The sequence below is a fragment of the Aquibacillus rhizosphaerae genome (assembly GCF_030282825.1).
Lineage (GTDB): Bacteria > Bacillota > Bacilli > Bacillales > Amphibacillaceae > Aquibacillus_C > Aquibacillus_C rhizosphaerae.
Genome location: NZ_JASTZU010000021.1, coordinates 116,236 through 131,604 on the forward strand (window position 1 = coordinate 116,236; position 15,369 = coordinate 131,604).

The 15,369-nt window shown below is 35.5% G+C and carries 12 protein-coding genes; all 12 read left to right on the forward strand.

Annotation, left to right across the window (positions count from 1 at the left end; all coding sequences use genetic code 11):
• Positions 1-12 precede the first annotated feature (12 nt).
• The gene (locus tag QQS35_RS06445; protein ID WP_285931094.1) at positions 13-798 is read left to right on the forward strand and encodes a phosphatidate cytidylyltransferase; all 786 of its coding nucleotides are present in this window, start codon (positions 13-15) and stop codon (positions 796-798) included.
• Between the two features lie 27 nt (positions 799-825).
• On the forward strand, positions 826-1,971 hold the full coding sequence (gene dxr / locus QQS35_RS06450; RefSeq protein WP_285931095.1) for a 1-deoxy-D-xylulose-5-phosphate reductoisomerase: 1,146 nt from the start codon (positions 826-828) through the stop codon (positions 1,969-1,971).
• Positions 1,972-2,139: 168 nt separating this feature from the next.
• Positions 2,140-3,396: an RIP metalloprotease RseP gene (gene rseP, locus QQS35_RS06455; RefSeq protein WP_285931096.1), complete on the forward strand. Its 1,257-nt coding sequence runs from the start codon at positions 2,140-2,142 to the stop codon at positions 3,394-3,396.
• A 54-nt stretch (positions 3,397-3,450) separates the two neighbouring features.
• Positions 3,451-5,154 carry a proline--tRNA ligase gene (locus QQS35_RS06460; RefSeq protein WP_285931097.1) on the forward strand — a complete coding sequence of 568 codons (1,704 nt, stop codon included), beginning with the start codon at positions 3,451-3,453 and terminating at the stop codon, positions 5,152-5,154.
• Between the two features lie 410 nt (positions 5,155-5,564).
• Positions 5,565-9,857 carry a PolC-type DNA polymerase III gene (locus QQS35_RS06465; protein ID WP_285931098.1) on the forward strand — a complete coding sequence of 1,431 codons (4,293 nt, stop codon included), beginning with the start codon at positions 5,565-5,567 and terminating at the stop codon, positions 9,855-9,857.
• Positions 9,858-10,240: 383 nt separating this feature from the next.
• Positions 10,241-10,714 carry a ribosome maturation factor RimP gene (gene rimP, locus QQS35_RS06470; protein ID WP_285931099.1) on the forward strand — a complete coding sequence of 158 codons (474 nt, stop codon included), beginning with the start codon at positions 10,241-10,243 and terminating at the stop codon, positions 10,712-10,714.
• A gap of 13 nt (positions 10,715-10,727) precedes the next feature.
• Entirely contained in the window at positions 10,728-11,837 is a 1,110-nt protein-coding gene (nusA, locus tag QQS35_RS06475) for a transcription termination factor NusA (protein ID WP_285931100.1), read from the forward strand.
• A gap of 12 nt (positions 11,838-11,849) precedes the next feature.
• Positions 11,850-12,128, forward strand: coding sequence for an RNase P modulator RnpM (gene rnpM, locus QQS35_RS06480; RefSeq protein ID WP_285931101.1), 279 nt, complete (start codon positions 11,850-11,852; stop codon positions 12,126-12,128).
• The gene (locus tag QQS35_RS06485; protein ID WP_285931102.1) at positions 12,125-12,445 is read left to right on the forward strand and encodes a YlxQ family RNA-binding protein; all 321 of its coding nucleotides are present in this window, start codon (positions 12,125-12,127) and stop codon (positions 12,443-12,445) included. Before rnpM ends, QQS35_RS06485 begins: the two co-directional genes overlap by 4 nt.
• A gap of 4 nt (positions 12,446-12,449) precedes the next feature.
• Entirely contained in the window at positions 12,450-14,573 is a 2,124-nt protein-coding gene (infB, locus tag QQS35_RS06490; protein ID WP_285931103.1) for a translation initiation factor IF-2, read from the forward strand.
• The gene (locus QQS35_RS06495; protein ID WP_285931104.1) at positions 14,570-14,848 is read left to right on the forward strand and encodes a DUF503 domain-containing protein; all 279 of its coding nucleotides are present in this window, start codon (positions 14,570-14,572) and stop codon (positions 14,846-14,848) included. The genes infB and QQS35_RS06495 overlap by 4 nt, the downstream gene beginning before the upstream one ends.
• A 68-nt stretch (positions 14,849-14,916) precedes the next feature.
• The gene (gene rbfA, locus QQS35_RS06500) at positions 14,917-15,264 is read left to right on the forward strand and encodes a 30S ribosome-binding factor RbfA (protein WP_285931105.1); all 348 of its coding nucleotides are present in this window, start codon (positions 14,917-14,919) and stop codon (positions 15,262-15,264) included.
• The last annotated feature ends 105 nt before the right edge of the window (positions 15,265-15,369 follow it).

A 15,369-nucleotide genomic window follows, 5' to 3' on the forward strand; every position in this document is an offset into this window, starting at 1 on the left:
GGTGTTGAAATTATGAAAATAAGAATAATTACAGCTGTTATAGCAATTTTACTGTTTTTCCCTTTTGTATTTTACGGTGATTGGCCATTTAAGGTGATCATGTACATAATAGCTACAATTGGTGTCTTAGAATTATTAAGAATAAGGAAAACAACAAGATACCCAATTCCAGCATTTATTACGCTTTTATTACTTTGGTCACTCTTATATCCGAACTCTGATATATTTTATATGAATAAGATTGAAATGGCATTATTATCAGTATTGCTATTGTTATCTTATACTGTGTTAGTGAAAAATAAATTCACTTTTGATGACGCAGGGTTTATGGTGTTATCAGCAATTTATGTTGGTTTAGGTTTCTATTACTTCATGGAAACAAGATTAGAAGCAGAAAATGGCTTAATCTACATCTTTTATGCCATTGTTGTTATTCTTGCTACCGATACAGGAGCCTACTTTTTTGGAAAAGCATTTGGTAAACGAAAACTTTGGCCAGAAATAAGCCCTAATAAAACAATTGAAGGAGCTATTGGTGGCATTTTCCTTGCTTGTATAGCTGCATTTGTTTTCCTTACCTTTTTCCCGGTTGAACATTCGTCATTTATTGTTTTTATTGTTACAGTTCTAGCGTCTGCATTTGGACAAGTTGGTGATTTAGTTGAGTCTGCTATTAAACGACATTATCATGTGAAGGACTCTGGTAAGATACTTCCAGGGCATGGTGGTATCTTAGATAGATTTGATAGTTGGCTATTTGTTTTTCCATTATTGCATTTTATTAATTTTATATCATAGTATGGAATAGATATAGGAGCGTGACGAATGAAAAAAATCACTCTATTAGGGGCAACCGGTTCAATCGGTAAGCAAACACTTGATGTTATACGTGAACATCACCATCTTTTTGAACTGTATGGATTGTCCTTTGGCAGAAATATTGATAAAGCTATACCATTAATAAACGAATTTAAACCCAAAAAAATAGTTGTACAAGATATAGAAACAAAAAGAAACTTACAAAATATAGTAAATCACGATTATATTTTAGTTGGTAATGAGGGTATGATAGAAATTAGTGCTGATCAAGACACTGATGTATTGGTAAATGCAGTAATGGGCAGTGTAGGCCTTGAAGCAACTCTGTGTGCAATCCATGCAAATAAACAAATTGCGATTGCCAATAAGGAAACACTAGTTACAGCAGGTCACCTGGTAATGGAAGCTGCTAGAAGTCGTAAGGTGAGCCTACTACCTGTAGACAGTGAACACTCTGCTATATTTCAGTGTTTGAATGGTGAAAATCATAAAGATGTGAATAAGGTCATCATTACTGCTTCAGGCGGAAGTTTTCGTGATAAAACAAGAAAGCAACTAGACAACGTTACCATTGATGACGCATTGAATCATCCAAATTGGAGTATGGGTGCTAAAATTACGGTTGATTCTGCTACAATGATGAATAAAGGTTTAGAAGTTATCGAAGCACACTGGTTGTTTAATATGCCGTATGACAAAATAGATGTGGTTCTGCACAAAGAAAGTGTTATCCATTCTATGATTGAATTTGCTGATCAGAGTGTGATTGCTCAATTAGGAACACCTGATATGAGAGTGCCAATACAATATGCATTGACATACCCTGCTCGACTTCATTTACCCCAAGCAAAGAGCTTAAACTTAACTGAAGTTGGTCAGCTTCATTTTGCTGAGATGGATTTTGATCGTTTTCCATGTCTAATGATGGCCTATAATGCTGGACGAGAAGGTGGTACGATGCCAACAGTATTAAATGCAGCAAATGAAGTTGCGGTAAGCTTATTTTTGCAAGGGAAAATACCTTTTCTAACAATTGAAAGATTGATTGAAAAAGCGTTAGAACAACACAGAACGATTCAAAAACCAAATTTAGAAACTATTTTAGAAGTTGACCAACAAACACGTCTACAAGTTCAGGCGTATTTAAATTAAGGCTTTTTTCATAAGTTTTGTTGCTTGTTTTTTGAAGTTGATATAAACTTTTGCTGGAAAACGGTAACGTCGAATTCAATCGATATGTTATGATGCAGTTTATAGGTTTTTAATGAACGATACCAACTTTATGGAAAACAGCCAAATTAAAAAAGGAGAGTGCTATTTTTGACCACCATAATCGCATTCATATTAATGTTTGGTTTACTCGTGTTTGTACATGAGTTCGGTCATTTTATTTTCGCAAAAAGGGCAGGTATGCTTGTAAGAGAGTTTGCGATTGGATTCGGACCAAAAGTATTTTCATTAAAAAATGATGAAACACTTTATACAATTAGACTGCTTCCATTAGGTGGCTATGTTCGTGTTGCTGGAGAAGATCCAGAGATTATTGACTTAAAAGCAGGACAACATATTGGGCTTGAATTTAATAATGAAAATAAGGTAAGTAAGATTATTGTCAATAATAAATCTAAACATCCCAACGCACACGTTATCGAGGTTGAGCGAGTTGATTTAGACCATCAACTTACTATCGAAGGCTATGAAATCGATGAAGACGAAAAAGTTGTTTTTCAAGTCGATCGTAAAGCGAACTTTGTTATGGATGAGACTGAAACACAAATTGCACCATATGATCGACAATTTGCTTCAAAGTCTGTTCCAAAACGTGCCATGCAATTATTTGCAGGCCCAATGATGAACTTTATTCTGACGATAATAATATTTGCAATATTAGGTTTTGTCCAAGGCATTCCAACCGATAATGCCTCAATTGGAAGTGTTCAAGAAGATAGTCCTGCCGCAGAAGCGGGTTTTGAAGCAGGTGATGAAATAGTTGAAATAGAAGGTACTTCGATTTCAACATGGGAAGAGTTTCAAGTGATTGTTCAGGATAGCCCAGAACAAGAGTTATCAATGATGGTTAATCGAAATAACGAAAGAATTGAATTAAATGTTATTCCGAGAAGTCTAGAGAGACAGGACCAAGTTGTTGGCCAGATTGGTGTGCAAATTGAATTAGAAAAATCCATTGTTAAAGCCATACCATATAGTATTGAGCAAACTTATACATGGGCAAAACTAATCGTTGTTAATTTAGGTAAACTAGTTACTGGTCAATTCTCCATAGATATGTTATCAGGTCCTGTTGGGATTTACGATGCAACAGATCAAGTAGTAAAAACAGGATTTCTTAATTTTATGACATGGACAGCTGCTTTAAGTGTAAACTTAGGGATAATTAACTTATTGCCTTTACCAGCATTAGATGGTGGTAGATTAATATTTGTAGGTCTTGAAGCCGTTCGTGGTAAACCGATTGATCCACAAAAAGAGGGAATAGTTCACTTTATTGGTTTCGCATTACTAATGCTACTAATGATTGTGGTAACTTGGAATGATATCCAACGACTCTTTTTATAATACTTATAAAAAGGCAAACAGATAGTGTAATTAAATCTATGAGGTGAAATGAGCATGAGACAGAGCGAATCTTTATTACCAACACTAAAAGAAGTACCAACAGATGCAGATATAAAAAGTCACCAACTATTACTAAGAGCAGGTTTCATTCGTCAGACAGCTTCTGGTGTTTATAGTTTCCTACCTTTAGGAAAACGTGTATTACGTAAGGTAGAAGAGATTGTAAGAGAAGAGATGGAGCAAATAGGTGCAAACGAAATGTTAATGCCCGCTCTGCAACCAGCAGAGCTGTGGAGAGAAACAGGCAGATGGGATGTTTATGGACCTGAATTAATGCGTTTAAAAGATCGCCATGATAGAGAATTTGCATTAGGGGCAACACATGAAGAGGTAATTACAAGTTTAGTAAGAGATGAAGTGAAAAGTTACAAAAAGCTTCCACTTACTCTATTTCAAATACAAACGAAATTCAGAGATGAAAAACGTCCTCGATTTGGTTTGTTACGAGGAAGAGAATTTGTAATGAAAGATGCTTATTCTTTTCATGAGACTTATGAAAGTTTAGATATCACATACAACTCAATGTATCAAGCTTATTCGAACATTTTTAGCCGTTGTGGTTTGAATTTTCGTGCTGTCATTGCTGATTCTGGTGCAATGGGTGGAAAAGATACACATGAATTTATGGCTTTATCTGATGTAGGTGAAGATACAATCGCATATTCCGATACTTCTGATTATGCAGCGAATATTGAAATGGCACCTGTTATAGCTTCTTATACAAAAGAAGCTGTTGAGTTAGCTGAATTACAAAAAGTAGAAACAGCTGATCAAAAAACGATGCAAGATGTTGCTGACTTCTTAGGTCATCCACTAAATAAAGGACTTAAAACATTAATGTTTAAAGTGGATGAAAAACTAGTTCTTGTTGTTACACGGGGAGATCACGAAGTAAATGATATTAAACTTAAAAACCTTTACCAGGCAAGTATTGTAGAACTAGCTTCCGAGCAAGAAACAATAGATACCCTAGGTGCAGGTTTTGGTTCATTAGGTCCAGTGGGTGTGAACGGAAAAGTTGATGTAGTGGCAGATAATGCCGTTGAATATGTTGTTAACGTATCTTGTGGTGCAAATGAAAATGGTTACCACTATATTAATGCTAATCCAGGTCGTGACTTTGAAATAGATACGTATGCTGATTTACGTTTTATTCAAGAAGGAGACGAATTGCCTGAAGATCAAGGGATAGTGAAATTTGCGAGAGGCATTGAAGTAGGACAAGTCTTCAAACTTGGTGATTTTTATGCTAATAAACTTGGTGCTACTTTCTTGGATGACCGTGGTAAGTCAAATACAATGATTATGGGATGTTACGGTATTGGGGTATCGAGGACGCTTGCATCAATCGTTGAACAGCATCATGACGAATCTGGAATTACTTGGCCAGTACAAGTTGCTCCGTTTCAAGTCCACCTATTAACTATTAATGCAAAAAAAGAAGAACAGAAGAAATTGGCAGAAGAATTATATTCTTCATTGAAATCGTTAGGTATCGAAGTATTATATGATGATAGAAAAGAACGTGCTGGTGTGAAATTTGCTGATAGTGACTTGATAGGAATACCATACCGTATCACTGTTGGTAAAAGAGCAGATGAGGGTTATGTTGAGTTTAAACTAAGAGAAAATGGTGAACAGTCAGAACTCCATCAATCTGAAATTGTAAATAAAATAAAACAATTGCTGGGAAAATAAGTTTTTCATCTAATATACATGGTCAATATAACACGTATAGCTACTATTTTTCCCTATTTAGTTATTAAAACCCTTGTCGAATTCTCTGGTGACAGGGGTTTTAATTCGTAGTAGAATAAAATAATAGCAAATACACTCTATTTTTTGAGTTCAGAAAGTCTTGTATTGTTATGGTTAGTGACTAATCGTAAAAGAACAAAAGCGCAGTCGTAACGCTCACCACCAAAAACAAGCTAAGAAAAGCTTTGGCATGGAGTTTTTTTGAACACTTTGCCTTCGAGTGGATGTGGCTGTTTCTGCATGTTATCCACATCCTAGACAAACTATAGTTCTGGACATTACTATACTATGCATTATTAGATTTTTGAACGTACATGAATAAGAGTTTCTGGATACGGGGAGGAACACATATGGACATATCCAGCAATGAAAAAATGAATTTACTTCTTACACAAATAGGAATTCCCGAAGATTTGAAGGAATTACACTTTAAGGATAGCTATTTGTCAAAATTAGAGGTGCACAAAAAGTCAAAGTTATGGCATTTTCATATAAATGTAATACAAGTATTACCTGCTTCTGTATATCGTGTTTTTACGATGAAGTTACAGGAAACTTTTTCTCATATTGCTACAATTGATTGGACTTTTTACACAAATAATAAAGATTTGCTAGAACAAGATATTTATGATTACTGGCAAGATTTTGTTTTTACTGTAAAAGATATGTCTCCAGCATATAAAGATTTAGTTCATGAACAGAAGCCACGTCTTGAAGGAAATAAGATTAAGTTGACTGCAAGGAATGATGCAGAAGGTGTTGCATTGAAGAAGAGGTTAGAGCCTGCATTAAAAAACTATTGTCATAGAATTGGTGCATTGCCATATATGTTAGTAATTGATGTTAAGACAGAAATAAATGATTTAGAAAAGTTTAGGGAACAAAAAGCAATAGAAGACCAGAAATTAGTGCAAAGGGCAGTGAAAGATCAAGAAGACAGATCTAAACAAAAGAACGATGGAGTGCCTGAGGGCCCTGTAACTATTGGTTATGCCATTAAAGAAGATTCGGTCCCAATGGAAAGCATACTTGAGGAAGAACGTCGAATGATTGTGCAAGGTTATATATTTGATGTTGATGTTCGTGAGCTAAGATCAGGTAGACACTTGTTAATTATCAAAGCTACTGATTATACAGATTCGTTTCAGCTTAAGATGTTCTCTAAAGGTGATCAAGATGCCGAGAAGTTTAAGCAAATTAAAAAAGGTATGTGGATTAAAGCTCGCGGAAGTGTCCAAACGGATACATTCACAAATGAATTAACGATGATGGTAAATGATATTAATCAAATTATGCCTAAAACTCGTCAGGATAAAGCACCAGAAGGTGAAAAAAGAGTTGAGCTTCATGCACATACAACGATGAGCCAAATGGATGCTGTTGTTTCTGCAACTAGAATAGTGGAACAGGCTGCTAGTTGGGGTCACCCAGCAGTTGCTATTACCGATCATGCCGTAGCACAGTCTTTTCCCGAAGCTTACGCTGCAGGCAGCAAGCATGGCATTAAAGTGATTTACGGCTTGGAAGCAAACGTAGTGGATGATGGGGTACCAATTGCGTATAATGTTGCTGATGTAAACCTCGAGGATGCAACTTATGTAGTTTTTGATGTTGAGACCACAGGTTTATCAGCTGTTTACGACACAATTATAGAACTTGCAGCTGTAAAAATTAAAGGTGGCGATATCATTGATCGATTTGAATCGTTTGCAAATCCGCATCATTCTTTATCACAAACAACTATTGATTTAACAGGGATAACAGATGACATGGTAAGAAATGCTCCTGAAGTTGGTCAAGTTTTAAAAGACTTCCACGAATGGATGGGTGAAGATGTGCTTGTAGCGCATAATGCTAGTTTTGATATGGGTTTTCTAAATGAAGGTTTAAAGAAAATTGATTATGAGAAAGCGCCTAATCCAGTGATTGATACATTAGAATTAGCTCGATTTCTATTTCCTGATTTAAAAAACCACCGACTAAATACCCTTTGCAAAAAGTTGGATATTGAATTAACACAACATCATAGAGCAATTTACGATGCAGAAGCAACGGGCTATTTATTATGGAAATTAGTAAAACTAGCTAGTGAAAAAGAAATCTTAAACCATAATGAATTTAATAAGCACATGGGTGAGGGGAATGCTTATCAGCGTTCTAGACCGTTCCATATAACACTGTTGGCACAAAATGAAATTGGTTTAAAAAATATATTTAAATTAGTTTCTTTAGCACACATTGATTATTTTTACCGAGTACCTAGAATTCCCAGGTCAAAACTACAAGCACATCGAGAAGGTTTGATAGTTGGTTCAGGTTGTGATAAGGGAGAAGTATTTGAAACAATGATGCAGAAGTCAAAAGAAGAAGCAGAAAAGACAGCTGAATTCTATGACTTTATCGAGATTCAACCCCCTACTAATTATAATCATTTGATTGAAAGAGAACTAGTTCAAAATGAAGCTCAAATATTTGATATACTAAAAAACTTAACTGAATTAGCTGATCAGATGGGTAAAAAGTGTGTGGCAACAGGAAATACGCATTATATTGAACCAAACGACAAGATTTATCGACAAATATTGATTTCATCACAAAACGGTAATCCATTAAGTCGACAAACACTGCCAGATGTGCATTTTAGGACAACGGATGAAATGCTGGATTGTTTTCAGTTTTTAAGCAAAGAAAAAGCAAAAGAAGTGGTCGTGACTAACACACAATTTATTGCTGATCAAATTGAGTCGATAAAGCCAATAAAAGATGACTTATACACTCCTAACATTGACGGGGCAGAAGAAGAAGTTAGGGAACTAAGTTATAACTATGCAAGAAACCTATATGGTGATGAGTTACCTGAACTTGTTGAAAAACGTATTGAAAAAGAACTAAAAAGTATTATTGGTCATGGATTTGCAGTTATTTACTTGATCTCACATAAATTGGTGAAAAAATCATTAGATGATGGCTACTTAGTTGGTTCTCGTGGTTCGGTAGGTTCATCTTTAATAGCTACCTTAACAGAAATAACAGAGGTAAACCCTCTACCTCCACATTATCAATGTCCAGCATGTAAGTATAATGAATTCTTCAATGATGGCTCATATGGTAGTGGCTTTGATTTACCAGACAAAGATTGCCCATCATGTGGTACAAGTCTCAAAAAAGATGGGCAGGATATTCCGTTTGAAACATTTTTAGGGTTTAAAGGAGATAAAGTACCTGATATTGATCTTAACTTTTCTGGTGCGTATCAACCAAAAGCGCATAATTATACAAAAGTATTATTTGGCGAGGATAATGTCTACCGAGCAGGTACAATTGGTACAGTTGCTGAAAAAACAGCCTATGGCTATGTGAAGGGTTATGCTGGAGACCATCAATTGCAAATTAAAAATGTAGAGGTTGATCGATTAGTTTCAGGTTGCACTGGAGTAAAGCGTACTTCTGGACAACACCCTGGTGGTATCATTGTAGTACCAGATGATATGGAAATATATGACTTCACTCCTATTCAATATCCAGCAGATGATCGAAACTCTGAATGGAAAACAACGCATTTTGATTTTCATTCTATCCATGATAATTTGTTGAAACTAGATATTCTAGGCCACGATGATCCGACTGTTATTCGAATGTTACAGGATTTAAGTGGAATTGACCCAAAAACAATTCCTACAGATGACGAGGAAGTTATGAAAATATTTTCTGGACCTGAAGTGTTAGGAGTGACTTCGGATCAGATTATGTGTAAAACTGGTACACTTGGTGTTCCCGAGTTTGGTACTCGCTTCGTTCGACAAATGTTAGAGGATACAAGACCAAAAACATTTGCTGAGCTTGTCATTATTTCTGGGTTATCTCATGGTACGGATGTGTGGCTTGGCAATGCGCAGGATCTTATAAACAATGGGATCTGTGGATTACCAGATGTAATTGGTTGCCGTGACGATATTATGGTTTACTTGATGCATAAAGGACTCGATGCTTCTTTAGCATTTAAGATTATGGAATTCGTTCGAAAAGGAAAGGGACTGCAAGATGAATGGATAGATGAAATGAAAAAGCATAATGTTCCGGATTGGTATATTGATTCGTGTAAAAAGATTAAATATATGTTTCCAAAAGCACACGCGGCAGCGTACGTATTAATGGCAATCCGGATAGCTTATTTTAAAGTACATCATCCTATCTTTTTCTATGCTGCTTATTTTTCCGTCCGAGCGGGTGATTTTGACCTTGATGTAATGGTTAAAGGATCAAGTGTTATACGAAAAAGAGTTGAAGATATCCTAGCTAAAGGCAATGATGCGTCACCAAAAGAGAAAAATTTATCTACCGTACTAGAATTGGCTTTGGAAATGAATGAACGTGGTTATTCATTCCAAAAAGTTGATTTATATAGATCGAGCGCTACGGATTTTATTGTTGATGGAGATAGCTTGATTCCTCCTTTTAATGCAGTAGATGGTTTAGGGACAAATGCTGCCCTAAATATAGTCAAGGCAAGAGAAGAAGGCGAGTTTTTATCTAAGGAAGATTTAAGGTTACGCAGTCGCATTTCGAAAACGGTTTTAGAATACCTAGATAATCATGGCTGTTTAGAAGGAATGGCGGATAAAAATCAGTTATCTCTATTTTAAAGAATCTTTACTATGAATTTATTTAAAGTCATACTGGTAACTTTCAATTTATCAAATGGGGATATTCTTGCATAAATTTCTAAGATGTGGTATATTTTGTAGTGGTAAGTATTGATACGTATGCTAGAAAGAGTGGGGAAACCCACTCTTTCTTTCATACCTATTTCCTTTTTGAACTGTCACTGTCGCAGCAAATAGGAGATCCCTGATATAGGATGGAAGCTAATGAGTTCCCTTGCCAAAGCAAAAAATGGCAAGGGTTTTATAATTAATACAATAATTCATTTTAATGAAAGAAGTTTAATTGAATATACTAAATACAAAATCAACATCTACTCATTAGACTTATAATTCTTATGATTTTCATAAAGGAGGGAATAAAGTTGAGTAATAAAGTAACTGAAAAGACAGAGGATTTAGTCCAACCAATATTAGATGAATTGAATTTAGAACTTGTTGATGTAGAATTTGAAAAAGAGGGACCAAATTGGTTTTTGCGTGTATTCGTCGATAAAACGGGAGGCGTTGACATCGAAGAATGTGGCCAAGTTTCCGAAAAACTCAGTGAGAAATTAGATGCAGAAGATCCAGTTACATTCCCTTATTTCTTGGAAGTTTCATCACCAGGGGCTGAACGTCCTTTAAAAAAGAAAAAGGATTTTGAAAGTAATGTTGGAAATAATATTTTTATTAAGTTATACGAGCCACTTCATGGATCAAAAGAATTCGAAGGTATTTTAAAATCTTTTGAAAACGAAGTAGCTAAATTAGAAATAAAAATTAAAGCTAGAAAAAAAGAGATAGAACTACCTTATGAAAAAATTGCAAAAGCTCGGTTAGCAGTAACTTTTAATTAAAGGGGGAAGAAACGTGAGTAGTGAGCTGTTTGACGCCATTCAATATTTAGAGAAAGAAAAAGGCATCAATAAAGATGTATTAATGGAAGCATTGGAAGCGGCGCTTATTTCTGCATACAAGAAAAACTTTAAGTCTGCTACGAATGTTAGAGTCGACTTAAATGAAACAACAGGTAGTATGCACGTGTTCGCTAGAAAAGACATAGTAGAAGAAGTTGAAGATAAACAGCAGCAAATGTCACTAGAAGAAGCTAAACAACTTAATCCGAATTATGATTTGGGTGATGTTGTTGAAATAGAGGTGACACCAAAAGACTTTGGAAGAATAGCGGCCCAAGCTGCCAAGCAAGTGGTAACACAACGGGTACGTGAAGCAGAAAGAGGCGTTATTTTCAATGAATACATAGATAGAGAAGAGGATGTAATGAACGGTATTATTCAAAGAAAGGATCCTCGCTTTATTTATGTTAATCTAGGTAAGGTGGAAGCCAAATTACCTGAAAGTGAACAAATGCCTGTTGAACAATACAATGTACATGATAGGTTAAAAGTATTTGTTACAAAAGTAGAAAATACAAACAAAGGCCCTCAAATATACGTGTCTCGAACACATCCAGGTTTGCTAAAACGTTTATTTGAAATGGAAGTACCAGAAATATACGACGGTACAGTAGAGATAAGATCTGTTGCACGTGAAGCAGGTGACCGTTCTAAAATTTCTGTTCACGCTGAAAATCCCGAGGTTGATCCAGTGGGTTCTTGTGTAGGTCAAAGAGGTCAGAGAGTTCAGACAATCGTCAATGAATTAAAAGGGGAAAAAATTGATATTGTAGAATGGTCTGAAGATCCAGTAGTTTACGTGTCTAATGCATTAAGTCCTTCAAAGGTTGTAAAAGTATTAGTAAGTGAAGAAGAGAAAGCAACAACAGTAATAGTTCCTGATTATCAGCTTTCTCTTGCAATTGGAAAAAGGGGACAAAATGCCAGACTAGCGGCAAAGCTAACTGGTTGGAAAATAGATATAAAGAGTGAATCTGAAGCTAAAGAAGAAGGTCTTATAGCTGAGAAAGATACATTAGATGAAGAGTCTTATTCTGAAATAGATGAAGATCTATTTGAATAAGGAGGTAAAAAAATGGCAAGAACAAATAAAAAAACACCTCTTAGAAAATGCGTAGTAACACAAGAAATGAAACCGAAAAAAGAGTTAATTCGGATTGTTCGCAACAAAGAGGGTGAAGTATTTGTTGATGAAACGGGAAAAAAAAATGGTAGAGGCGCTTATGTTTCTAAAAGCAGTGATGTTGTGAATACTGCCCAAAAAACTAAAGTCCTTGATCGACAATTAAATACGAGTATTGATAACTCGATTTATGAAGAATTAAAATTAATTATAGAGGGTAATAAAAATTGAGTAGAGGTAAAGATTATCTGAATCTATTAGGGCTAGCTATGCGTGCAAGAATGTGCACATTGGGCGAGGAGTCCATTATTCGTGATATTCAAAAACAAAATGCGAAACTAGTACTTTTAGCAAGTGATACGGGTCCGCACACAAGTAAAAAGATAAAGGATAAATGTACTTATTACAATATTCCTTTTCGAATAGTGGATGATCGCGATACCATTTCACAAGCTATAGGAAAATCTGGAAGAGTTGCCATTGCTATTTTAGATGGAGGATTCGCTGATAAAATTACATCGTTACTCGATAAATCTATTCGGGGGTGAACGTATGAGTAAAACGCGCGTTTATGAATATGCAAAAGAAAAAAACATATCAAGTAAAGTAGTTATTGATAAATTAAAAGAATTGAATATCGAAGTATCCAATCATATGTCTACTATTTCAGATGATACAAAACTGAAGTTAGAAGAAGCATTGACTGAGAAGAACTCGAAGCAAAAAAATAAGGCGGATCAATCAAAACCTAGTCGTCCTGAAGTGAAAAGTAACAATAATAACTCCCAGGCACAACAAAAGGGTAAGAAGAACTCAGAAAAACAATCTGCCAAACATAAAGGGAAGAAAAATAATAATAATATGAAAAATAATCAACAGCCACAATCCAAACAAGAAAATAAACAAGTCAACAAGCAAGAAGAAAATACAAAAATCACCTATTCTGGTACACTTACAGTAGGTGGATTAGCTGAAAAACTTGAAAAGGATACAAGTGAAATCATTAAAAAGTTAATGACACTAGGTATCATGGCGACAAAAAATCAAGATATCGATGAAGATTCTATTGAATTGATTTGTGAAGAATATGGTGTTGAAGTAGAACAAGAAGTTGAGGTAGATGAAAATGACCTTGATCTTTATATTGCTGAAGATAAGCCAGAAGATCTGGTTGAGCGTCCAGCTGTTGTAACAATCATGGGGCACGTTGACCATGGTAAAACGACACTACTCGATTCTATTCGCGATACAAAGGTTACTGCAGGTGAAGCGGGAGGAATAACGCAACATATCGGTGCCTATCAAATTGAAGATAAAGGTAAAAAGATAACATTTTTAGATACACCGGGTCACGCAGCATTTACTAGCATGCGTTCTCGTGGAGCAAAAGTAACGGACATAGCTATACTTGTTGTAGCAGCTGACGATGGTGTTATGCCTCAAACTGTAGAAGCAATTAACCATGCTAAAGCAGCTGAAGTACCAATTATTATTGCTGTTAATAAAATGGATAAAGAAGGTGCAAATCCAGATCGTGTTATGCAGGAATTAACAGAACACGAATTAGTTCCAGAAGACTGGGGCGGGGAAACTATCTTTGTTCAGTTATCAGCTATAAAACGTGAGGGAATCGATGATCTTGTTGAAATGATTCAGCTTGTCTCTGAAGTAGAGGAGTTAAAAGCTAACCCAAATCGTAATGCAAGTGGTACTGTAATTGAAGCTCAATTAGATAAAGGTCGTGGGTCTGTTGCAACTTTACTAGTCCAAAATGGTACATTGAATGTTGGAGACCCAATCGTAGTAGGTAATACTTTTGGTCGTGTCCGCGCAATGGTTAACGATTTAGGCCGGAGAGTGAAAACAGCTGGTCCTTCAACACCAGTGGAAGTTACTGGTTTGAATGAAGTACCTCAAGCTGGTGACCAGTTTACAGTATTTGATGATGAGAAGAAAGCCCGTCAAGTTGGTGAAGCTCGTCAACAAAAACAAATTGAAGAAAAGCGCGGAGACAAAGTAAGAGTTAGCCTTGATGATTTATTTGAACAAATTAAACAAGGTGAAGTAAAAGACATTAACTTAATTTTAAAAGCTGATGTTCAAGGGTCTGCAGAAGCATTAGCAGCTTCTTTAGAAAAGATTGAGGTAGAAGGGGTTAAAGTTCGTATAATCCACACAGGTGTTGGGGCGATTACGGAATCCGATGTTATATTAGCTTCAGCATCTAATGCAATCGTTATTGGTTTTAATGTGCGTCCTGATGTCAATGCTAAAAAGGCTGCAGAATCGGAAAAGGTTGATGTTCGTCTTCACCGAATTATTTACAAAGTTATTGAGGAAATCGAATCAGCAATGAAAGGAATGCTTGACCCAGAGTTTGAAGAAAAAGTTATCGGTCAAGCGGAGGTTCGTGAAATATTTAAAGTATCAAAAATTGGCACCATTGCTGGAAGTTATGTAACAGATGGTAAAATCACTCGTGATGCTGGTGTTCGTGTAATTAGAGATGGAATTGTTATTTATGAAGGTGAAATTGATACATTAAAACGTTTCAAAGATGATGTGAAAGAAGTTGCACAAAATTACGAATGTGGTATTACAGTTGAAAAGTTTAATGATATTAAAGAAGGCGACGTGTTTGAAGCCTATATTATGGAAGAAATTAAACGCACATGATTTTAGTTGCTGATGTAGAGTGTTTGATTTATGGAGCACAATCATTGAAGCAAAAACGATCAGTTTTAAAAAGTATAATAACAAAGATACAAAATGATTATAATATAGCTATAAGCGAAATGGATTATCAAGATCTATGGCAACGAACAAAGCTAAGTCTTGTTACTATTTCTTGTAATAAAGTTCAATCGGAAAGGGTGGTTAATCAAGCGTTAAGCTTGATTGATTCTTACCCTGAGATTGAGCGGACAACAACTAAATACGAATGGTTATAAGCAACTTTCAACCTTGACAGGTTGGACTTTATAACATTCCCTCAATATTTGAAGAGGTGATGAGTTTCATGAGTGAGATCAGAGCAAACCGTGTCGGAGAACAAATGAAAAAAGAATTAGGCGATATTATAGGAAGAAAAATTAAAGATCCGCGTGTTGGGTTTGTAACAGTCACAGATGTGGAAGTAACTGGGGACTTGCAACAAGCGAAAGTTTTTATCTCTGTTTTGGGACACGAAAAACAAAAGCAAGATACTTTAATTGGGCTAGCCAAAGCAAAAGGATTTATACGCTCAGAAATCGGCAAAAGAATCAGATTAAGAAAAACACCTGAGCTATTTTTCGAATTTGATGAAGCCATTGAAAAAGGTAATAGAATTGAGCATATTTTACGTGATTTAAACAATCCGGAATAAAATAAGACTCTTTACACAGATAAAACCCTTGTCCTAAAATAAAAACAAGGGTTTTATCTGTGTAAAAATTAAATACATCTGTAGATACAGAAATATTGGAGGTCT

Bases quoted from the DNA above. Each gene is read 5' to 3' on its own strand.
- QQS35_RS06495 (WP_285931104.1), top strand. From the start codon at position 14,570: ATGATTTTAGTTGCTGATGTAGAGTGTTTGATTTATGGAGCACAATCA.
- QQS35_RS06445 (WP_285931094.1), top strand. From the start codon at position 13: ATGAAAATAAGAATAATTACAGCTGTTATAGCAATTTTACTGTTTTTC.
- infB (WP_285931103.1), top strand. From the start codon at position 12,450: ATGAGTAAAACGCGCGTTTATGAATATGCAAAAGAAAAAAACATATCA.
- QQS35_RS06460 (WP_285931097.1), top strand. From the start codon at position 3,451: ATGAGACAGAGCGAATCTTTATTACCAACACTAAAAGAAGTACCAACA.
- rnpM (WP_285931101.1), top strand. From the start codon at position 11,850: ATGGCAAGAACAAATAAAAAAACACCTCTTAGAAAATGCGTAGTAACA.
- rbfA (WP_285931105.1), top strand. From the start codon at position 14,917: ATGAGTGAGATCAGAGCAAACCGTGTCGGAGAACAAATGAAAAAAGAA.
- QQS35_RS06465 (WP_285931098.1), top strand. From the start codon at position 5,565: ATGGACATATCCAGCAATGAAAAAATGAATTTACTTCTTACACAAATA.
- dxr (WP_285931095.1), top strand. From the start codon at position 826: ATGAAAAAAATCACTCTATTAGGGGCAACCGGTTCAATCGGTAAGCAA.